Source organism: Rhizobium sp. BE258 (assembly GCF_031457345.1).
Taxonomy (GTDB): domain Bacteria; phylum Pseudomonadota; class Alphaproteobacteria; order Rhizobiales; family Rhizobiaceae; genus Rhizobium.
Genome location: NZ_JAVDWL010000002.1, coordinates 1,005,553 through 1,026,023, shown reverse-complemented (window position 1 = coordinate 1,026,023; position 20,471 = coordinate 1,005,553). Strand labels below are relative to the sequence as shown.

Annotated in this window: 22 protein-coding genes and 1 tRNA gene; 15 read left to right on the top strand and 8 right to left on the bottom strand. The window is 60.2% G+C overall.

The features are described from left to right. Window positions 1-9 precede the first annotated feature (9 nt). Complete coding sequence (locus J2X43_RS10395) at window positions 10-1,290, bottom strand: 4-aminobutyrate--2-oxoglutarate transaminase (RefSeq protein ID WP_310293703.1); 1,281 nt, start codon at window positions 1,288-1,290, stop codon at window positions 10-12. 203 nt (window positions 1,291-1,493) lie between these two features. Between J2X43_RS10395 and J2X43_RS10390 the strand changes: the two genes are divergently transcribed. From J2X43_RS10390 to J2X43_RS10380, 3 genes are all read left to right on the top strand, one after another. Next, window positions 1,494-2,303 (top strand): MerR family transcriptional regulator, encoded by an 810-nt coding sequence (locus J2X43_RS10390; protein ID WP_310293701.1) that lies wholly within the window; start codon window positions 1,494-1,496, stop codon window positions 2,301-2,303. Window positions 2,304-2,377: 74 nt separating this feature from the next. After that, complete coding sequence (locus J2X43_RS10385) at window positions 2,378-3,004, top strand: ribonuclease D (protein ID WP_310293699.1); 627 nt, start codon at window positions 2,378-2,380, stop codon at window positions 3,002-3,004. Between the two features lie 231 nt (window positions 3,005-3,235). Beyond that, the gene (locus J2X43_RS10380; RefSeq protein WP_310293697.1) at window positions 3,236-4,726 is read left to right on the top strand and encodes a hypothetical protein; all 1,491 of its coding nucleotides are present in this window, start codon (window positions 3,236-3,238) and stop codon (window positions 4,724-4,726) included. A gap of 78 nt (window positions 4,727-4,804) precedes the next feature. Here the strand turns inward: J2X43_RS10380 and rpsA are convergent, their stop codons facing one another. The 3 genes from rpsA to J2X43_RS10365 form a co-directional block, all read right to left on the bottom strand. Continuing rightward, window positions 4,805-6,505 carry a 30S ribosomal protein S1 gene (gene rpsA / locus J2X43_RS10375; RefSeq protein WP_112384986.1) on the bottom strand — a complete coding sequence of 567 codons (1,701 nt, stop codon included), beginning with the start codon at window positions 6,503-6,505 and terminating at the stop codon, window positions 4,805-4,807. 176 nt (window positions 6,506-6,681) lie between these two features. Then, the gene (cmk, locus tag J2X43_RS10370) at window positions 6,682-7,326 is read right to left on the bottom strand and encodes a (d)CMP kinase (RefSeq protein WP_310293694.1); all 645 of its coding nucleotides are present in this window, start codon (window positions 7,324-7,326) and stop codon (window positions 6,682-6,684) included. Beyond that, window positions 7,323-7,967, bottom strand: a complete 645-nt coding sequence (locus J2X43_RS10365) for an FMN-binding negative transcriptional regulator (RefSeq protein WP_310293692.1) — start codon at window positions 7,965-7,967, stop codon at window positions 7,323-7,325. Before J2X43_RS10365 ends, cmk begins: the two co-directional genes overlap by 4 nt. Before the next feature lie 191 nt (window positions 7,968-8,158). Here J2X43_RS10365 and J2X43_RS10360 point away from each other — a divergent pair, with 191 nt between their 5' ends. From J2X43_RS10360 to J2X43_RS10345, 4 genes are all read left to right on the top strand, one after another. Beyond that, window positions 8,159-8,551 carry a TIGR02300 family protein gene (locus tag J2X43_RS10360; RefSeq protein ID WP_112385374.1) on the top strand — a complete coding sequence of 131 codons (393 nt, stop codon included), beginning with the start codon at window positions 8,159-8,161 and terminating at the stop codon, window positions 8,549-8,551. Window positions 8,552-8,705: 154 nt separating this feature from the next. Further along, window positions 8,706-8,781, top strand: a tRNA-Ala gene (locus J2X43_RS10355). Between the two features lie 481 nt (window positions 8,782-9,262). Next, entirely contained in the window at window positions 9,263-9,793 is a 531-nt protein-coding gene (locus tag J2X43_RS10350; protein ID WP_310293690.1) for an ImmA/IrrE family metallo-endopeptidase, read from the top strand. A 29-nt stretch (window positions 9,794-9,822) separates the two neighbouring features. Continuing rightward, window positions 9,823-10,842 (top strand): hypothetical protein, encoded by a 1,020-nt coding sequence (locus J2X43_RS10345; protein WP_310293688.1) that lies wholly within the window; start codon window positions 9,823-9,825, stop codon window positions 10,840-10,842. A gap of 45 nt (window positions 10,843-10,887) precedes the next feature. Here J2X43_RS10345 and J2X43_RS10340 read toward each other — a convergent pair whose 3' ends face one another. Then, window positions 10,888-11,106: a hypothetical protein gene (locus J2X43_RS10340; RefSeq protein ID WP_310293686.1), complete on the bottom strand. Its 219-nt coding sequence runs from the start codon at window positions 11,104-11,106 to the stop codon at window positions 10,888-10,890. A gap of 1,073 nt (window positions 11,107-12,179) precedes the next feature. On the opposite strand from J2X43_RS10340, the gene J2X43_RS10335 reads away from it, so the two are divergent. From J2X43_RS10335 to J2X43_RS10320, 4 genes are read left to right on the top strand one after another with little or no spacing between them, the layout of a single operon-like run. Beyond that, window positions 12,180-12,962, top strand: a complete 783-nt coding sequence (locus tag J2X43_RS10335; RefSeq protein ID WP_310293685.1) for a hypothetical protein — start codon at window positions 12,180-12,182, stop codon at window positions 12,960-12,962. 31 nt (window positions 12,963-12,993) lie between these two features. Further along, window positions 12,994-14,118: a DNA replication/repair protein RecF gene (gene recF, locus J2X43_RS10330; RefSeq protein ID WP_310293683.1), complete on the top strand. Its 1,125-nt coding sequence runs from the start codon at window positions 12,994-12,996 to the stop codon at window positions 14,116-14,118. After that, on the top strand, window positions 14,115-14,921 hold the full coding sequence (locus tag J2X43_RS10325; RefSeq protein WP_112514302.1) for a molybdopterin-synthase adenylyltransferase MoeB: 807 nt from the start codon (window positions 14,115-14,117) through the stop codon (window positions 14,919-14,921). The genes recF and J2X43_RS10325 overlap by 4 nt, the downstream gene beginning before the upstream one ends. Further along, window positions 14,918-15,391, top strand: a complete 474-nt coding sequence (locus J2X43_RS10320; RefSeq protein WP_310293680.1) for a GNAT family N-acetyltransferase — start codon at window positions 14,918-14,920, stop codon at window positions 15,389-15,391. The genes J2X43_RS10325 and J2X43_RS10320 overlap by 4 nt, the downstream gene beginning before the upstream one ends. Here J2X43_RS10320 and J2X43_RS10315 read toward each other — a convergent pair. Then, complete coding sequence (locus tag J2X43_RS10315; protein ID WP_310293678.1) at window positions 15,388-16,389, bottom strand: D-glycerate dehydrogenase; 1,002 nt, start codon at window positions 16,387-16,389, stop codon at window positions 15,388-15,390. The genes J2X43_RS10320 and J2X43_RS10315 overlap by 4 nt on opposite strands. Before the next feature lie 188 nt (window positions 16,390-16,577). Between J2X43_RS10315 and J2X43_RS10310 the strand changes: the two genes are divergently transcribed. Further along, window positions 16,578-17,117, top strand: a complete 540-nt coding sequence (locus tag J2X43_RS10310) for an SH3 domain-containing protein (protein WP_112514299.1) — start codon at window positions 16,578-16,580, stop codon at window positions 17,115-17,117. On the opposite strand, the gene J2X43_RS10305 is transcribed toward J2X43_RS10310, so the two are convergent. Then, window positions 17,110-18,102 (bottom strand): adenosine kinase, encoded by a 993-nt coding sequence (locus J2X43_RS10305; protein WP_112384994.1) that lies wholly within the window; start codon window positions 18,100-18,102, stop codon window positions 17,110-17,112. The two genes, J2X43_RS10310 and J2X43_RS10305, sit on opposite strands and share 8 nt — an antisense overlap. Window positions 18,103-18,271: 169 nt before the next feature. Between J2X43_RS10305 and J2X43_RS10300 the strand changes: the two genes are divergently transcribed. Beyond that, on the top strand, window positions 18,272-18,733 hold the full coding sequence (locus J2X43_RS10300; protein ID WP_310293676.1) for a MarR family transcriptional regulator: 462 nt from the start codon (window positions 18,272-18,274) through the stop codon (window positions 18,731-18,733). Window positions 18,734-18,769: 36 nt separating this feature from the next. Further along, window positions 18,770-19,171, top strand: coding sequence for a DUF1398 family protein (locus J2X43_RS10295; protein ID WP_310293674.1), 402 nt, complete (start codon window positions 18,770-18,772; stop codon window positions 19,169-19,171). 59 nt (window positions 19,172-19,230) lie between these two features. On the opposite strand, the gene J2X43_RS10290 is transcribed toward J2X43_RS10295, so the two are convergent. Then, entirely contained in the window at window positions 19,231-19,458 is a 228-nt protein-coding gene (locus J2X43_RS10290) for a hypothetical protein (protein ID WP_310293672.1), read from the bottom strand. 55 nt (window positions 19,459-19,513) lie between these two features. Here J2X43_RS10290 and J2X43_RS10285 point away from each other — a divergent pair, with 55 nt between their 5' ends. Continuing rightward, on the top strand, window positions 19,514-20,461 hold the full coding sequence (locus tag J2X43_RS10285) for an AEC family transporter (RefSeq protein WP_310293670.1): 948 nt from the start codon (window positions 19,514-19,516) through the stop codon (window positions 20,459-20,461). Window positions 20,462-20,471: the final 10 nt, after the last annotated feature.

The window sequence follows — 20,471 nt, the reverse complement described above, 5'->3', positions numbered from 1 at the left end:
CGAAGGCGGTTACTTGCCCGCGCTTGCTTCAAGAATGGAGGCTTCGAGGATATCGAGCGCTTCGCCGAAGATATTGTCCTGAATGGTGATCGGGGCAAGGAAGCGGATGACGTTTCCGTGCACGCCGCAGGTCAAAAGAATGAGTCCTTTCTCCAGAGCGATCAGGCGCACCTTGTTGGCGAATTCGGCGCTCGGCAGCTTGGTGGTCTTGTCGTTGAATTCGACAGCGTTCATGAAGCCCGGGCCGCGGATATCGACAATTTCCGGCGCCTTGTCGCGCAACGATTCCAGACGCTGCTTCAGGCGGCCGCCGAGCTGGTTGGCGCGGTTGCAGAGGTCTTCGTCCTTGATGACGTCAAGTACGGCATGCGCAGCGGCTATGCCGAGCGGATTGCCGCCATAGGTGCCGCCGAGGCCGCCGGGGCCGGGCGCATCCATGACCTCGGCGCGGCCGGTGACGGCGGCGAGCGGGAAACCGCCGGCGAGGCTCTTCGCCATGGTCATCAGGTCGGGGGCGACCTCATGATGATCCATCGCAAACATCTTGCCGGTACGGGCAAAGCCGGTCTGCACTTCGTCGGCAATCAGCAGGATGCCGTGCTGGTCGCAAAGCTCGCGCAGCGCCTTCAGGAAGGCGGCAGGTGCCGCATAGAAGCCGCCTTCGCCCTGCACCGGCTCAATGATGATGGCGGCAACACGCTGCGGATCGACATCGGCAGCAAACAGCTTTTTCAAGGCTGCGAGCGACTGCTCGGCGCTGACGCCATGCAGCTCGACCGGGAAGGGCACGTGGAAGACATCGCCAGGCATTGCGCCGAAGCCGACCTTGTAAGGCACGACCTTGCCGGTCAGGGCCATGCCCATGAAGGTACGGCCATGGAAGCCGCCGCCGAAGGCGATGACGGCGGAACGGCCGGTCGCGGCGCGGGCGATCTTCACGGCATTCTCTACGGCTTCCGCACCCGTGGTGACGAAGATCGTCTTCTTGGCGAAGTTGCCGGGCGCCAGCTCGTTCAGACGTTCGGCAAGATGCACATAGGTTTCGTAGGGCACGACCTGGTGGCAGGTGTGGGTGAAATGGTCGAGCTGGTCCTTGACGGCAGCGATGACGCGCGGATGGCGGTGGCCGGTGTTCAGAACGGCGATACCAGCAGCGAAATCGATGTAGCGGCGGCCCTCCTTGTCCCAGATTTCGGCATTCTCTGCGCGGTCGGCGTAGATCTGTGTCGTCATGCCGACGCCGCGGGAAATTGCGGCATTCTTCCGGTCCGTAAGGGTGGTCGCGTTCATCTATGCGCTCCTGCGCTCAAAGGGATTGGAAATTATCTTGCATAAGTTCTGCAAGATATGTAGAAAAGTCCTACATTTTTCCTGCAAGAAATCAAGCGGCATTTTTTGCTTCAAACATCACGCCTTTTGATGGATGCTCACGACCAGAGATTCTGTCGCGGCAGGATGCATAAAGCACCATGGAATCAGGGATTTATTGGCGAATGAACAATAACGGGCCGGTGCGCTACAAGGTCGCCGAGGCAGCGCGGCTGGCGGGAATTTCCGCCTCCACCGTACGGCTTTGGGAAAGCCAGGGCCTGCTTGTGCCGGATCGTTCGGAGACCGGTCACCGGCAATACAGCGCCGATGACGTCGCGCGGTTGAAGAAGATCTCCTGGTATCGTGTCGAGCGTGGCCTCAATCCGGCGGCGATCCGCGAGGCACTGGAAGGCGAGGAACCCTCCGGCGACAACGGCGAGGCAGGCGGCGCGTCCGATATCGGCCGCCGGCTCCGCAGCCTTCGCCATGCCGCCGGCAAGACGCTGGATCAGGTCGCTGGCGAGATGGGCATCACGTCATCGACGCTATCGACGCTGGAGCGCACGTCGCAGGGCGTCAGCTTCAAGACCCTGCATGATCTCGCCGAATATTATGGCACCACCGTTTCGCGCCTCTCGGGCGAAGAAGCCGATGATGCCACGGCGGTCGTCCGCTCCGGCGAATGGCGCACCTGGCCGGAAACCACACCGGGCGTGACCGTGCAGCTGCTGGCCGAAGGGCGGCGGATGATGGACTGCCATCGTTTCGTGCTGGCGCCCGGCGCTACCAGCGAAGGCGCCTACCGGCACGAGGGCGAGGAATTCATGCATGTGCTCTCTGGACGGCTGGAACTGGTACTGGATTCCGACCAGTTCTTCGATCTGGGCCCCGGAGACTCGCTTTATTTCGAAAGCCGCCGCTATCATTCCTGGCGCAATCGCCATGATGGCGAGACGGTATTGCTCTGGATCAATACGCCGCCGACCTTCTGAGGCCGAAAACCGTATCGCCGCCAGCGCCTTTGCGCTATAGCGCCGGAAGAAACACGCGAGGTAAAAGAAGAGCCATGGCCGCCACCATCCGTTATCATGAAGGCGATATCTCCGCGGCGGATGCCGCGCGCTACAAGGGCGCAATCGCGATCGATACCGAGACGCTGGGTCTCGTTCCGCGCCGTGACCGCCTGTGCGTCGTCCAGCTGTCGCCGGGTGACGGCACGGCCGATGTCATCCGTATCGCCTCCGGCCAGAAGGAAGCGCCGAACCTGACGATGATGCTGGCCGATCCGGCCCGCCAGAAGATCTTCCACTATGGCCGCTTCGATATCGCCGTGTTGTTCCACACCTTCGGCGTGACCACGACACCTGTCTTCTGCACTAAGATCGCCTCGCGCCTGTCGCGCACCTATACGGATCGCCACGGCCTGAAGGACAATCTGAAAGAGATGCTGGAGGTCGATATTTCCAAGGCGCAGCAATCCTCGGATTGGGCGGCGGCAACGCTCTCGCAGGCCCAGCTCGAATATGCCGCCTCCGACGTGCTCCATCTCCATGCGCTGCGCGACAAGCTGACCGAACGCCTGCTGCGCGATGGCCGATTCGACCATGCCACCGCCTGCTTCGCGTTCCTGCCCACCCGCGCCAAGCTTGATCTCCTTGGCTGGGAAGAGACCGATATTTTCGCTCATAGTTGAGCAACGCGATATTTGAGAGCCATGAGGCGGCCGGGCAGGATTGGCATCCTGTCCGGCCGTTAGTTTTTCATTAACGGCCATTCGGTAGAATCATCATCAATTTTTAAGCATTCGTCGGTGCGATGACGCGCCATGCGGACGGGAGGATCTGCGGAAGAATGCGAGGGGTCCGATGAGCGCGACCCTCGTGTGATCTGCTTCGATTGTCACTTGCGAAAGTAGGAGCATGCCATGTTGACTCCGGTTCGTGCAGCGTCAAATACGAGTCTTTCTTCCAACGGACAGGCTGCGGCGATTGTCGCCAGCGGACTTACCCGGTCGATCGTTGCCCCGGCGCCCGTTCAAGCGATCGAAGGCTCCGATCTGAATTCGGCAATTGCCGGAAAGCTTAACCTCCTCTTGGCGGCAGCCCGCGAACGCATGTTCGACGCGCTGCTCGATGCCATCAATGCAGCATCCGAGGCCCTGCCGCTGCCGCGTCAGGATGGCGAAACCAATCTTGCCTTCGCGTCCCGCCTTGCCGATGTCATCCAGAAGCTGCCTGCAACCCGCATCAACGAGATCGAAACGCAGCTCGCCGCCGATGGCCACACGCTGCCGCTGCGCTTGATCGCCGAAGCACTGAAGAATCCTGCAGGGCCGGAAGCCGCCCGCGTCGTCGCCTATCTGGAGACCGTCCGCTACAAGGATCGCGATCTGGTTGCCCGCGCGGTCGTTCGTTCGTATCGCCAGAACGATGCTTCACCGCTTCGGACGGAACCACGACCTGACATAGCACTGCACGAAGACAGCGTTCTGCCAGCTCCGAAATCAGGGGCCGATGCAGCGCATGAAGCGCAGCCGCAGGCGCAAGCCAGACCGGCAGCATCTGCGACCCCGCCTTCTCCACTTGCCGGTTTTTCCGATCTGCCGCTCGGCGTGATCGAAGAGATTGCCGAAGAGCCGCTGGCCGTCAACGAATTGGCGCAGGCTGCCGTATCGGAAGACCCGGAGCAACCGGAAACGGAAGCGATGGCGCCTGATGCGCCGCAGGTGCTTGAGGAAGCCGAAGCGCCACACGCGCCGCTCGCCAGGGAGCGCGCCGAACCCGATATTCCGAAGATCTGGCCTGCTGTTCTCGCGTCGATCACCGAGGAAGCATCCGAACTGCTGGTCGCCATCGTCAACGAACAGGAGACCGCAACGCTTCTCGAGGCCCTGGCGGACGCACCTGAGGATATCGAAGCAGCGCTCGATCAGCCGGCGAGTGATGAAATGCGCGAAGCGATGGATGGTCCGGACCAGATGGCGAACACCAAAGCGGCACCGGCGGAAGCGGCACGCGCAGCGCCCGCAGCCGATCCGGCCCAGCTCGCCCGCCAGCAGAAAGAGATCGTCGCCCAGCCGCAGATCCTACCGGCCGATCTTGCCGAGATGGTTCAGAAATCCGGTCTGCTGCGCTCACCCGACGGCGTCGGCTATATCGCTCAGCCCTATCAATTCGCCAAGGATGGCGCCGAACGCCGCGATGGCCAGATGCATCGCAGCGACTATGACGGCGGTACGGGCGAAGAAGAGCAGGATGCGCAGTCTGGCGAGGAGCAGCAATCGGCCGCTCAGCAGGAGCAGCGTCCGCAGGGCAGGGTGCCCGCCGATCTTCCCGAGATCGAAGCGCGCCACGAAGAGCCGCCGGTCGCCGATCCGGTTTTCGCGCTCTATCAGCGCATGGTCGGTTGGGAATAACGCTTCTTCAAAAAATCGTGGCAAAGAAAAACCCGCCGGATCGCTCCGGCGGGTTCTTTGTTTCAATGCTTGAAGCGATTACTCGCCGCGGTTCTTCAGAGCCGCGCCAAGGATGTCGCCGAGCGAAGCGCCGGAGTCGGACGAACCGAACTGAGCGACGGCTTCCTTCTCTTCTGCGATTTCCAGAGCCTTGATGGACAGCATGATCTTGCGGTCCTTCTTGGAGAAGTTGGTGACGCGGGCGTCAACAACCTGGCCAACCGAGAAGCGTTCGGGACGCTGATCGTCGCGGTCGCGTGCGAGGTCTGCACGGCGGATGAACGAGGTGATGTCTTCGTGTTCGACGAGCTTCACTTCGATGCCGCCGTCGTTGACTGCGGTGATTTCGCAGGAAACGACTGCATTCTTGCGCAGGTCGCCAGAGGCAGCGGCGTCGCCGACTGCATCCTTGCCGAGCTGCTTGATGCCGAGCGAGATGCGTTCCTTTTCGACGTCAACATCGAGAACGACAGCCTTGACGACGTCGCCCTTGTTGAACTCTTCGATGACCTGCTCGCCCGGACGGTTCCAGTCGAGGTCAGAAAGGTGCACCATGCCGTCAACGTCGCCGTCGAGGCCGATGAACAGGCCGAATTCGGTCTTGTTCTTGACTTCGCCTTCGACTTCAGTGCCAGCCGGGTTGTTGCGGGCGAATGCTGCCCACGGATTTTCCAGCGTCTGCTTGAGGCCGAGCGAGATACGGCGCTTGGACGGATCGACTTCGAGAACGACGACTTCGACTTCCTGGCTCGTGGACAGGATCTTGCCGGGATGTACGTTCTTCTTGGTCCAGGACATTTCCGAGATGTGGATCAGGCCTTCGATGCCCGGCTCCAGCTCGACGAACGCACCGTAGTCGGTGATGTTCGTGACGGTACCGGAGATCTTCTTGCCTTCCGGATACTTCGCCTGGATGCCATCCCACGGATCCGACTCGAGCTGCTTCATGCCGAGCGAGATGCGGTGGGTTTCCTGGTTGATGCGGATGATCTGAACCTTGACCTGCTGGCCGATGTTCAGGATTTCCGACGGATGGTTGACGCGGCGCCATGCCATGTCGGTAACGTGCAGCAGGCCGTCGATGCCGCCGAGGTCAACGAACGCACCGTAATCGGTGATGTTCTTGACGACGCCGTCAACAACCTGGCCTTCTTCGAGGTTCTGAACGATTTCAGAACGCTGCTCGGCACGGGATTCTTCCAGAACCGTACGGCGCGAAACCACGATGTTGCCGCGGCGCTTGTCCATCTTGAGGATTTCGAAGGGCTGCGGGTTGTGCATCAGCGGGGAAACGTCGCGGATCGGGCGGATGTCGACCTGAGAACGCGGCAGGAAGGCGATCGCACCGTCGAGATCGACCGTGAAGCCGCCCTTGACCTGGTTGAAGATCACGCCTTCGACGCGCTCGCCAGCTTCGAACTTGGCTTCGAGCTTGATCCAGCTTTCTTCGCGGCGAGCCTTCTCGCGCGACAGAACAGCTTCGCCAAGGGCGTTTTCGATGCGCTCGACGTAAACTTCGACTTCGTCGCCGACCTTCAGCGAACCGTCCTTGGCGCGTGCGCCGAATTCCTTGAGCGCGATGCGGCCTTCGACCTTCAGGCCGACGTCAACAACAGCGACATCCTTTTCGATGCCGGTGACGATGCCCTTGGTGACATAGCCTTCGGCTAGGTCGTTCTTGGCAAAGGACTCTTCGAGAAGGGCCGCGAAATCTTCGCGAGAGGGAGTAGCTACTGACATAAAATCTCCTGCGTGGCCTTCGATAGCTGCAAGGCCCACGTATGCGCCGGTTGGTTCGTGTTGAACAGGCCTGAACCCAGTCCGCCTCCTTAAGGGAAGCAATCCGGCGCTTGGACGGAATTTCAGGCTTTTAAAAAGCGTCCCGCCGCGCAAGGCGCCAACGGACCGCTCGAATTTCAGTTATTTCGGCTCAAGGCCGCATCGATGATCGACTTTGCGGCTTGAAACGCGGCCTCTATACTCATTTCCGACGTATCAAGCAAGTGCGCGTCATCGGCTGGTTTCAAAGGGCTGTCGGCCCGTCCCATGTCGCGTTCGTCGCGCCGCTTCACATCCTCGAAAATCGCCTCGAAATCGGCAGCCGTCCCCTTGGCCGTGATTTCGTCGTAGCGTCGCCTCGCGCGCACCTGGGGCGAAGCCGTCACATAGAGCTTCACCGGGGCATCCGGGCAGACGACGGTACCGATGTCGCGGCCGTCGAGCACCGTTCCCGGCGCCATTCCGGCAAAGCGCTGCTGTGCTTCGACAAGCGCGCGGCGCACCGCAGGCATCACGGCAATCTTCGAGGCGGCTTCGCCGATCTCATGTTTCGAAAGTATATCGCGATCGAGCCCGGCGAGTTCAACCTCGCGGGCGATCTTTTCGGCCACCGCCTCGTCATCGAGCGGCAGGGCGGCATCGATGAGCGCCTTGGCGGTCGCCCGGTAGGTCAGCCCCGTATCGAGGTGGTGGAAGCCGTATTCATCGGCGATCCGGCGCGAAAGCGTACCCTTGCCGGCCGCTGCCGGGCCGTCGATGGCAATCGTGAATGTCGTTTTCAATGGTTTCCTTCCAGCCCGCCGTAGCGCTTGACGAGCTCGATCATGTCTTCCTGGCCGCTTGCCGCGCTCAATCCGGCGGCAACGCCTTCGCGGTCGGCAACCGGGCGGTTCTGACTGACCTTCCATTTGCCTTCAAGCGCCGATATCTCGATTTCGATGCCGATGATGCCCTTCATCTGCGCCCGGATGAAATCGTCGGGCGCATCGTCCACGGCCCATGGCTTCTCGCGGCTGCCCTCATGCTGGCCGGTGAGCGCGTTGATCTGCGACCGAAGCCAGTCCGCATCGTCGATGACGCTAGCGCTGCCGCGCGCCTGAACGATCGCATAGTTCCAGGTCGGCACGACCTTGCCGGTCTCCTGCTTGGTCTTGTACCAGGATGGCGTCACATAGGAGTTGGCGCCCTGGAAGACGGCAAGAATGGGTGCTCCATCCTGGATGTTGCGCCACTGGCCGTTGGCTTTTGCCAGATGCAGCCGCAATGTTCCCTTTTCCGATGCCTCGGCATCGAGATGGAAAGGGACGGGATTGGCGACCAATCCGCTCGCTCCGGCGGTGATCAGCAGTCCGAGCGGATGGGCGCGGATCAGCTGGTGCTGGGTCGCCAGATCGTCTTCCCGGAAGTGAGGCGGCTGATACATTGGTTTCTCGCCGGTTTCTGTGTCTTCGGCGCTTCCTAACACAATGTTATTTGCCGGTCATCTTGCGATACGAAGTTTCGCTTTGACATCATTGGCCGCAACGATTATGGGGACCGGCTTATAAATTCCGAAAAGAACGCCGGTTTACACGGCACAGCCGAATGTATTCGGCCATTCTCACGAGGCTTATAGTGGCGAAAACGGAACTTGGAACCAAGCGTACCGATCCGGAAACCGGCAAGAAGTTCTACGATCTGAACCGGGATCCGATCGTTTCTCCGTATACCGGCAAATCCTATCCCCTATCCTTCTTCCAGGAAACCTCGGCTGCAGCAGCCGCTGAGGCGGCAAGCGAAGACGACGACGTGCAGGAAGTCGATACCGAGAGCACGGAAGTCGAACTCGTCTCGCTCGAGGACGCCGATGAAGGCGCAAGCGGCGACGACATTCCTGACATGGGCGATGACGACGTCGAGATCGAAGGCGATGACGACGACGATACCTTCCTCGAAGCCGACGAAGACGATGAAGATGACGACATGAGCGACATCATCGGCGTTACCGGCGACGAAGACGAAGTCTGATCCGATATAAATCACGGCCCGGACGACAAAAAATCTCCGGGCCGTTTTTTTAGGCTTGCCATCTGCGAAAACCGCAAGTAATAAGCCGCCACTCCGCCGGGTTAGCCCGCTTCGGAGGATCCCAGGACCGGAAGAAATACCGGACCACCCTGATGGGGCTATAGCTCAGCTGGGAGAGCGCTTGCATGGCATGCAAGAGGTCAGCGGTTCGATCCCGCTTAGCTCCACCAATTTTCACAAGCAAATTCTGAAGGTTAATACGTTGGCCGGGTTTCTGTTGGTGAGACCCATTTGCTTGGGGAGCGCCAGGGAAGCGCGAAGCTCGTTTCGAGCGAGTTCCCACGCTGCTGAACTTATTAAGCTGGAAGGTGTGCACAGAGCAACCCGCGTCTCACAATTTTTCAAACCATTATCAGAAAAAAATCATAAAAATCAGTAATTTGTGGGAGGATTGATCCCTTTGCTTCGCTAGTTTATGGGCATTTTACGGCCATTGGCATTGTCGGTGGATGTAGTCTAATCGCATGATATTGAAAACGTTTGCTTTTTTTCTTATGTTAGAGCGAGTCGGATTGTGTTTTTGGATGTCAATATCGCTATTGCGGCGTTATGTGGAGTAAAGCACTGTGATTTCACGCATTTGCCGCGGCGTGATTCGCGGCCCTAAAAACGTCAATTCGGAAATGCGTCGCCGGGGCAAGGAGCAGGCCTGTGGTTGTTTACAAGGAACCATCACCGCTGAGAGCGTCGAAGGCGAGCGTGTCGCACTACGCTGAGCAGATGGCTCGTCATGTGAATTACGATCCTTCGACATCAATTGAAATCTTGGTGTCAAACCTGGGCGGAGCTATCGCTTACCGCAACCCGGTTGGTAACAAGCCAGAGTCGATCGTCGTCGAGCCTGATGGAACATTCAAAATATTTCTTCCGACAATGACCTCAATGGGCCGTGATAAATTCACTGTTGCTCATGAGCTAGGCCACTACTATCTCCATTTTCCGCGCATTCACGCTGAAGACCCGAGTTCTGGAATGAAAGCCTATCGTTGGATCGAGGATGCAAACCCGGACTTGCAGCGGTGTGAGTGGGAGGCCAACTGGTTTGCGGCGGCATTTGTGATGCCGGCCGCCCTGTTCACGCAGCTTTTCCATCAAGGTGGTAAGGAGCACGTGGTTGAGGTGCTCGGCGTTAGCCCTAAAGCCGCCGAAGTTCGAGCAGGGAGCCTTGGCCTCGCAGCGTGAGTGTTCCTGAATACCGTGTCCGGCTATTTATGACTGTCGATCTTGTCGGATCGACAGCATACAAGTCCTCTTTTTTGAATAGGCGTGGGCACGGTAGAGATCCGCTGCCGGAATGGGTTTCGCGGTTTCGGCAGTTTTATCAGCAATTCCCGGAAGCTCTCAGCGCTGCCTACCAAAAGACCGATAGCGGCGATCCCGATCACCCTGAGCCGAAGGTCTGGAAGACCGTAGGTGACGAGATAATATTTTGCTGCCGCGTGCATAGCGTCCAACATTTAGCCTGCTGTGTTACAGCATTTCTGCGAGCACTTGAGACTTATGGTCAAAGCCTCGATACGGATGGCGTTCCGTTGGATGTGAAAGGCGCTGGCTGGTTGGCTGGCTTTCCGGCTGAAAACATAAGCATTGAGGTTTTTGATGGAAACGTTGCAGCCACCAAGAAAAACCAAGAATACCTCACGGAAGACTTCGAGCTTGAGGCGGATCTCAAGCCTCACAAGTTTGACTTCTTAGGCACGGGCATCGATGCAGGCTTCCGTGTCGCCAAGAATGCTACAACGGATCGATTTACGGCATCGGTGGGCCTGTCATACATCCTGGCCCATGCAGCTCAGAACAACATGTTTATAGGACAATTCAGCTATCACGGTCGCGAGCAGCTTAAAGGCGTGAATCGTGATCACCCTTACCCAGTGGTGTCGATCGAAACCGAGAGAAATCCAGAGAAGCGGCGCCTGCGGGCGCGAGAGCGGTTGCTCACAGCGGAAGCTTTTGTGGCGCCTGTCGCCCTATATGATTTCTTGGATGACTACATGCGACACGAAGGCATTGAGTACCCGGTGCTCACGTCCGGCCCTGTCTCTTCTCTCCCTGATTCCTACAAGGCGTTTCAAACGGCGTGGGAAGCCAATGTCAGAGAGGCCGAGGCGCGGGACGAGTCCGCAAAGGAGGCTGAGATGCCTGGCAACGAGGGCGGTGAGGAAATGCCCGATGACGTCCAGAGATTCTTTGAGGCGCGCGCCCCGGCAAAGGACGTTGAGACGGATTGATCGCACGGGTCGATCGACGTCGGGATTTGCAAGAGCTGCTATTGACTACCTTCCGCTTGGCGCATAGCGAACACGACCTTCGTCGATGAACAGACCTGTTTCATGCTCTTTTCGTAGTTTGATCGATATTCGGGCGGCGTCGGAGCGGACGATCGAAAACTTGTTCTCGCCAGACGCTGAAGCATTCTGAAAAGCGCGTTTGCCGACGAACTCAACGAGCGTATGTCGATCGGACCCGGCGCCGCGTCGAAGTGCATAGAACATGTTGGCATCTCCAAATTCGCGGCCAAGACCGCGCGTTTCTAACTTCCGAAAGCCTACATTATCGGAGCCGTGAACATGGCCATGATTGGGCCGCTATAGGTCGAAGTCCTCCTTAGGCTTCTTCCGGCCCTTGCTGGGCGGCTTTCTTGCGGCCCGGTTCTCACTTCGCTGCCTCTCGATCACCCGAAGCCCATCGAAAAGCTCGCGCTCGCCAGCCTGCTCCTGTGTTCTCTGTTCCAGTAGCTGGGAGGCGGCGACTTGAAGGCCACCCGCGACCATCTGCCGAATGCCGTCTTCCCATTCCCAGGCTTTGTCCGTCTTGGTGAGGTATTCCCGGTGCCGGATGGACAGGATCTCCGAGATCAAGAATGAGCTGGGCCACTCGCCAACCTTCTCGCGATATTCGTGATAGGCGTCGATGTAGGTTGTCTATCAGGCTCTCCCGCGATCTTTGATGTGATCGATCCACTTCAGGCTATCGCGCCGCGTCATCGTCGGCTCTGACGTGGCTACCGCGACGCCGCGAACCACGGCGGCAGACCATGCTCGTCTACGTGGAGCATTCCGGCAAGGCACTGATTTACGATAGAAAAATCAATCCAGCGGGCCGCCGATGAAGGGGTGTAGTGCCTCTTATCCAATCCTTCAAAAGTGTTAGTCCCTTTAAGCTAGGCCTTATGAATAGGAAGTTGGCTATGGATTAAGATGTAATGGCGATGGCAACGTTCATAGCTGGGAGCAATGCATAGCTAATATAAAATCTATTTCGTTAGCATTTTGTTAACTAGGGAGTCGCCTCATGTTAAGAACAGCAGCGAAACACGGCGTGGCCATCGCCTATCTCATGGCCTCCAGCAGTCTCGCATTCTCCGCGCCTCTTCCTCTTCGCATCGACTGTCGTCTCGTTAAGCCGGGAACCCTTGAAGCCCGCCTCTGCCGCCCGACGGCCGCGATTCCAGCGGATAACTACCAAGGCTCTAACGATGATGCCGGAGGAACCGGCGGCGCTCCGCAGGTATCGGCATCGAGCGCCGGTTCCGGTGGCAGTCCGGGTAGTGGTGGTGACCCGGATAGTGGTGGAACTGGACCCGGCAACGGTGGAACTGGACCCGGCGACGGTGGCCATGGTCCTGGTGACGGTGGTCACGGCCCCGGCAACGGTGGTCATGGTCCAGGTAACGGCGGTCATGGTTCTGGCGGCGGTGGTCAGGGATCCGGCAAAGGCGATCACCATCATGGTGGGCATGCTGGTAACGGGAACAAGGACAGCGGCCATTCCGGTGATGGAAAGCATGGCCGTGATCCGGGCAAGTCCTGGGGCGGCCATGGTGACAGAAAGGACGGCGGCAAGTCTGGCGGCCACAAATCTGACGGTGGTAAACCCGGCGACCACAATTCCGGCGGCGGCAGGCCTGGTGGCGACCACTCCAGTGGTGGACAGCCTGGCGGCAATAAGTCTGGTGGCGACAGGCACGGTGGTGGCCATTCCGGCGGCGGCAACCATGGTGGTGGCAAGCCCGGGAACGGCCACTCCGGTGACAAGCCTGGAGACAACCGTTCCGGTGGCAGCGGACCCGGCGATAACCACCGTGGCGATGACAGATCCGGCAATGATCATTCCGGAAGCCACGGAGATGGCGGCCACCAGAAAGGCCGCGATGACAGCCACAGATCTGGCGGCGGCAAGTCCGGAGGCCGCTGAGCGCCCGGGCATACGATTGGTGACAACGAGCCCGGCTGAAAGGCCGGGCTTCGTCATTCCCGGGATTATGCTGCAAGCAGAGCATATGGGGCAGATCGCGGCCTGCACCATTCGTTTGTGCCTTAGCCTTGCCATGCCTGCCGGTTCGGCTTAGCTCTGCCCCGGAACAAGAATCCGGACAAACGATGCCTCACAAGGTCTTTCTCTCCCGCCTCAAGCTGACGGACTTCCGCAATTATGCGGCAGTGTCGCTTGATATGGACGGCCGCCATGTCGTGCTGACGGGAGACAACGGAGCCGGAAAAACCAATCTGATGGAGGCGGTTTCGTTCCTGTCGCCGGGGCGGGGTCTCCGCCGTGCCGCCTATTCCGATATCACTCGCGTCGGCGCCTCTGCCGGCTTCTCGATCTTCACCGAACTCGAGGGGATGGAAGGTGGCGTGGAGATCGGCACCGGGGCCGACACGACGGACGAGAATACGGCGCGCAAGTTGCGGATCAACGGCACGACGGCGAAGACGGCCGATGAGCTCACCGATCATCTGCGCGTACTTTGGCTGACGCCATCCATGGATGGCCTGTTCACCGGTGGCTCCTCCGATCGCCGCCGCTTTCTCGACCGCCTCGTGCTCTCGCTCGATCCCGCCCATGGGCGCCGCGCCAGCGATTTCGAGCGCGCCATGCGCAGCCGCAACAAGCTGCTCGACGAAGGCAGGTTCGATCCGTCCTGGCTCTCAGGCATCGAACAGCAGATGGCAAGCCTTGGCATCGCCATGGCGCTTGCCCGCCAGGAGATGCTCGGTCTGCTGACCCGGCTGATCGAAGAGACGCGGGAGACCTCGCCTTTCCCTTCAGCCGCACTTGCGCTTTCGGGCTTCATGGATGGACAATTCGCGCGTCCCGCCGTCGATCTCGAGGACGATTATGCGGCGATGCTGGCGGACAGCCGCTATCGCGATGCCGCCGCCGGGCGCACGCTGGATGGGCCGCACCGCGCCGATCTGCTTGTCCGCCACCGCGAGAAGCAGATGGAGGCGGAGCGCTGCTCCACAGGCGAGCAGAAAGCGCTGCTGGTCGGCCTGATCCTCGCCCATGCGAAACTCGTCGCCAATCTGACGGGGCACGCCCCAGTGCTGCTGCTCGACGAGATCGCCGCGCATCTCGATGAAGGGCGCCGCGCAGCTCTCTTCGACCTTATCGATTCGCTCGGCGGGCAGGCCTTCATGACCGGCACAGACCGCTCGATGTTCTCCGCCCTCGGCGAGCGAGCGCAATTCCTGACGGTCTCCGACGGACATGTCGGTGAATGACGGACGGTGCTTTCCTCTTCGGTTCGGGCCATGGTAGCATTCCCGCCATGGAACCGCTCAGCCCGGAAGAAATCGCGCGATATCAGCGTCATATCCTGCTGCCGGAGATCGGCGGGGCAGGCCAGCAGAAGCTCAAGGCCGCCCGGATACTGGTGATTGGAGCCGGTGGCCTCGGCGCCCCGGTTCTGCAATATCTGGCGGCTGCAGGTGTGGGCACGCTTGGCATTGCTGATGACGACCGTGTTTCACTTTCCAATCTGCAGCGGCAGGTCATCCACGATTCCGGCACCATCGGCGAGTTGAAGACGGAGAGCGCTGCCTTTGCGATCGCCCGGCTCAATCCGCATGTGAACATCATCCGCTTCGAGGAGCGCTTCTCCTCCGAATCGGCCCGCCGTCATCTCTCGGGCTTCGATCTGCTGATTGACGGATCCGACAACTTCGAGACGCGATACGCCGCAGCCGATGCCGCCGAGCAGGCGAAGGTGCCGCTGGTGACCGGCGCCGTCGGCCGGTTCGATGGATCGCTGACGGTTTTGAAACCCTATGAGGCTGCCGCGGATGGCACCCTCAATCCGGCCTACCGGGATCTCTTTCCCGAAATTCCGCCGGACGGACTGATCCCCGCCTGCGCCGAAACCGGCATCATCGGTGCGCTGACCGGTGTCATCGGCACGCTGATGGCCATGGAAGCGATCAAGCTCATCACCCGCAGTGGCGAGCCGCTCATCGGGCGGCTGCTGCTCTACGACGCGCTGACGACGCGTTTCGATACCATACGATACAAGCGGCGGAAGACATGACTGATATCATCAGGCTGGATCAAGACTTCGGCCGCTGGCCCGAACTGCTCGACCTCATCCTCTCATCCTTTGCCTATATGAACGGCCGCATCGATCCGCCGTCCTCCGGCCTTTCGCTGACGCCCGAAGCGTTGCAGGCGAAGGCCGCAGCCGAAATCGGCTACGTCGCGCTGGATGGCGACAGGCTCACCGGATGCATGTTCCTGCGCCCCGAAGAAGACAGCCTCTATCTCGGCAAGCTGGCGATCGCGCCCGATTATCAGGGCAAAGGCATCGGCAGGCAGCTGTTCGCGATTGCCGAGGCGGTCGCGAAGGAGCGGGAATTGAATGTCATCCGGCTCGACACGCGGATCGAGCTTACCGGCAACCATGCGATCTTCGGCGCCTGGGGCTTTGCCAGGACCGCCGAAAAATCCCACCCGGGATACGACCGGGTGACCTATGTCGAGATGCGCAAGACCCTGGCTTAACGGCCGGGTAGAACGCGGTTCGGCGGCCGGTGGCCGTCGATGAAGGCGCGGATGTTGATGATCACCTTGTCGCCCATGTCGATACGGCCCTCGATCGTCGCTGAGCTCATATGCGGCAGCAGCACGACCTTGCCCTCGTTGGCGAGCTTGATCAGCTTCGGATTGACCGCGGGCTCGTTCTCGAACACGTCGAGACCGGCGCCGGCAATCCGGCCTTCGCGCAGGCACTTGATCAGCGCCGCTTCATCAACGACGTCGCCGCGCGCGGTGTTCACCAGATAGGCCGTTGGCTGCAGCAGGGCGAGCCGCCGGGCCGACAGCAAATGGAACGTCGCCGGTGTCGACGGGCAGTTGACCGAGACGATATCGACCCGCGCCAGCATCTGGTCGAGGCTTTCCCAATATGTCGCCTCCAGCTCGTCCTCGGTCGCGGGGTTGACGCGCTTGCGGTTGTGATAGTGGATCGACAGGCCGAACGCCTTGGCGCGGCGGGCAACGGCGGTACCGATCCGGCCCATGCCGACAATGCCGATCCGCTTGCCGTGGATGCGCCGTCCGAGCATCCAGGTCGGCGACCACCCGGCCCATTCCCCAGGCTTGTCGGTCAGGACGCGCGCACCTTCGCCGAGGCGCCGCGGCACCGCGAGGATCAGCGCCAGCGTCATGTCGGCGGTATCTTCGGTCAGCACGTTCGGGGTGTTGGTGACGGTGATGCCCTTGCGGGCCGCGGCCTCGACATCGATGTGATCGGTGCCGTTCGAAAAGCTGGAAATCAGCTTCAGCTGCGGTCCGGCCTGCTCGATCAGCGCGGCGTCGATACGGTCGGTCACCGTAGGAACCAGAACGTCGGCGCTCTTCACCGCCTCGGCGAGTTCGGCCGCGGAACGCGGCGAATCGTCGATGTTGAGTTCGGCGTCGAAGAGCTCGCGCATGCGGGTCTCTACCGCGTCAGGCAGCTTCCGGGTGATGTAGACCTTCGGTTTTTTCTTCGATGTCATCGCGGCCGGCCATGCCTTGTTCAGATGTCTTTAACCAAGACGGGGGATAATTTTAACGTTCGGGCAATTTCTACCAGACCCGCACGCGAAGACAAACAAAACTCGCGGGCACTGGTCGGCGAATGTCGAAGCCCCGGACAGCGAGCGGGTAGAGCCCCGCTTACGAATTCGAGCGAACGGAACCCTCCATGCGTGGAATCACTCTGAAGTCCTGCCTTGCTATTGCGGTTGGTCTGATGCTGTCGGCAAGCGCCGTCGAATCTGCGTATGCGCAAGCGGCCAAGGGCCCGAGCGGCCTGCCGCTGCCGCGCTTCGTGACGCTGAAGTCGAAGCGCGTCAATCTGCGCATCGGCCCCGGTACCGATTATGCCGCGTCCTGGATGTATCTCAAGGCCGGCCTGCCGGTGGAGATTATCCAGGAATATGACAACTGGCGCCGCATCCGCGATGCCGACGGCACTGAGGGCTGGGTCAACCAGTCGCTGCTGTCGGGCCAGCGTTCGGCGTTGGCTGCGCCGTGGATGAAGGGCAAGGGAAAATCTGTTTTCGTCAACATGCGCCGCGAGCCGCAGTCGTCCGCGACCATCGTCGCCAAGCTCGAGCCTGGCGTGATGATCCATATCGGCGAATGCAATGGCGACTGGTGCCATGCCGATGCCGACGGCGCCGAAGGATGGGTGGCGCAGCCGGAAATCTGGGGTGCCTATCCCGGCGAAGCTTTTAAATAAGCTTCGCCTCGCGGGCGGCCTCGGCAAGCGACTTCATCGGCCGCGGCCCGATCTGCTGGATGACGATGCCGGCTGCAAGGCAGCCGAGCTTGCCGCAATCTTCGAGCGTGCGGCCCTGCGTGTAGCCGTAGAGGAAGCCTGAGGCGAAGAGATCGCCGGCGCCCGTCGTATCGACCACCTCGTTGATGCTGATCGCATCGACATACCAGCGCTCGCTGCCCTTCAGGATCACTGCGCCGTCTTCGCTCATCGTCACCGCGGCGATCTTGCAGTCCTTGGCAATCTTGTTCAGCGCTTCCTCGAAATCTTCGGTCTCGTAGAGCGACAGCGCTTCCTGCTTGTTGGCGAAGACAATGTCGACGGTGCCCGAGCGCATCAGGTCGAGGAATTCCGCGCGGTAACGGCCGACGCAGAAACTGTCGGAGAGCGTCATCGACACTTCCCGGCCATTCTCATGGGCAATGCGGGCGCATTCGCGGATCGCTTCCTTGGCGCGCGGCGGATCCCAGAGATAGCCTTCGAAATAGGTAACCTTGGCATCGGCAACGACATCGGCTTCGACGTCTTCAGGGCCGAGCTCGACGCAGGCGCCGAGATAGGTGTTCATCGAGCGCTCGCCGTCATCGGTAACGAAGATCATCGAGCGGGCGGTCGGCGGAAAGGTGCCTTTCGGCTGTGTCTGATAGTGGACGCCCTGGGCGCGGATATCATGCGCGAAGATCTCACCAAGCTGGTCGTCGGCGACCTTGCCGAAATAGGCGGCCTTGGCGCCAAGGCTGGCGACACCAGCCGCCGTATTGCCGGCGCTGCCGCCGGAAGCTTCGAGCGCCGGTCCCATGCGGGAGTAAAGCAGCTCGGCGCGCTCGGCGTCGATCAGATTCATCGCTGCCTTGGTGATCGCGTTGTCAATGAGGAACTGGTCGTCGCAACGCGCGATGATATCGACGATGGCGTTGCCGACAGTCAGAACATCGAATTTGGTCATGAAATGGGAGGTCCCGGATTAAGTGATAGCCGGGATTTGGTCTTAGCGGAATTTCCGCTGATGGGAAGGAAAAATAGCTCCTCCAGGCAAAAACCGGCGGCGCTTCTGCGAAATAATGTTGACTAGGAAACCAATTAAAATTAGTTTCCTAGTCAACAAAGATGGTTCGATGGCTGGCAAAAATCATATCTCCGATCTCGATTCGCATCTCGGCTATTGGCTGCGTGTCGTCTCGAATGCCGTATCCCAGGAGTTCGCGCGAAAGCTCGAGCGTGAGGGTGTTACGGTTGCCGAATGGGTGTTTCTTCGCATGCTTTACGGAGCAAGCCCCGTTGCGCCCTCCAAGCTCGCCGAGCGGATGGGGATGACGAAGGGAGCGATTTCCAAGCTTGCTGATCGCCTGACGGAAAAAGCACTGATCGAGCGCGGTGCCGACCCAGACGACCGGCGCGGGCAGACATTGTCTCTTACGGCCGCTGCGCGACCGCTCGTCGAACGGCTGGCAAAACTGGCGGATGCAAATGACATCCAGTTCTTCGGGGCACTCAACGGGGAAGAGCGCGCGGAAATGGAACGGCTTTTGAGAAAGATCGTCGCGGAACGCAGTCTGCGGAACGTCGCGACGGATTAGACACCAGCAGCGATCAAGATCACCGAGGAGGGCGCTATGGACGCGCAACGGACTGCTATTGCCCAAACGTGCCTGAACGCCGCCTATGACAGGGCGATGGATTTTCCTGACATTATCAGAACGCTTCTGGCAGCCGGCTTCGAGGGTTACACCGTCGATTACCGCCAGAATAAGACGTCGTATTTCCTGGCCGATGGAACGAGCGTCACTCTCGAAAACCGCGTGTCGGAGGGCGGCGTGGCGGCCGAGTTTGATCAAGCCGGAATTGCCGCGCAGGTTCGGTGGGCGCAGGCGAACCCCGCGGACTATTCCTATGGTGCCTTCTGCAAGAACGTGAAGGCAATGGGATGTGCCGGCTATATCGTCTCATTCCTGGGGCGCCGCGTTCTCTATTTCGGCCGGACGGCCGAAACGCATGTCGAGCATTTCCCGCAATGACCGGGGCCAGGACCATTTGATAATATTCGCAAAAATGCCGCCAATTCGTCATGCGGCTGTCACTGTGAACTTCTAGAAAAGCTCTCAAGCAGACCGGCATGAGCATCCAAGGATGCGGCCGGGTGAGAAGGGATGATGCCCTTCGACTGTTCCGGAGCGGCGCTGACCACGGATGAACTGGCAGCATCGCACACCGGATGTCCGGCAAGACCGGATGCGGAAAAGCGGGCCTTGCCCGCTTTTTTTGTTTCTGCCGCTTCGTTTGTTTGCGCCAACAGGTTTGTCAATGCGCGCCGTTTGCTGCTAGACCTTTGGCTCCCGCGCCAAGGCAGTTCTCCCCGCATGACAGCAATCGTTTTCGACGTTCTTCCCATCTTCATCATGATCCTGATCGGCTGGCTCATTGTGAAAGCGGGGTTGATGACCGCCGATACCGGTGATGCGCTGAGCGATTTCGTCTTCAAGATCGCCGTGCCCATGCTGCTCTTCCGCACCATTGCCGAGGCCGATTTCCACGGTGCATCGCCGTTCCGGCTCTGGATCGCCTATTTCTCCGGCGTCGCCGTCACCTGGACCGTCGGCCATATCGCGGCGACCAGGCTATTCGGCCGTGATGCCCGCATCGGCGTTCTCGCCGGCGTCTCCTCGGCCTTCGCCAACACCATCTTCGTCGGCCTGCCGCTGGTGCAGCGAACCGTGGGGGACAAGGGCCTCGTTCCGCTCTCGATCCTGATTGCCGTGCATCTGCCTGTCATGATGGTCGTCGGCACGATCCTCATGGAGCGCGCCGAACACAGGATTTCCGGCGCCGCCGATCGCAGCATTCTGAGGCTGCTGAAGCAGATCGGCCTTAATCTTATTCGCAATCCGCTGGTGATCGGTCTGGCGGCCGGTGCCACCATGCATTTGCTCGGCCTGACCATGCCGGCCCCGGTCGAAAATATCGTCGATCAGATCGCCGGTGTTGCTGGACCGGTCGCGCTGATCTCGCTCGGCATGGCCCTGCAGAAATATGGGGTTTCCGGAAACCTCGGCATCGCCAGCGTCACCTCCGCCTGCAAGCTGCTTCTGCTGCCCTTCTGCGTCTGGATTGCAAGCCACATCGTCGGCCTCGCCGAAGACTGGACGGCAGCGCTAGTTCTGATCGCTGCGGTGCCGACAGGCGTCAATGCCTGGCTGATCGCCAATCGCTTCGGCGTCGGCCACAGCCTGGCGGCATCGACCATCACCATGACGACGGCGCTTGGCGCCATTTCCGTGTCGCTCTGGGCCTACCTGCTCGGGCCGTAATCCGAAAAAA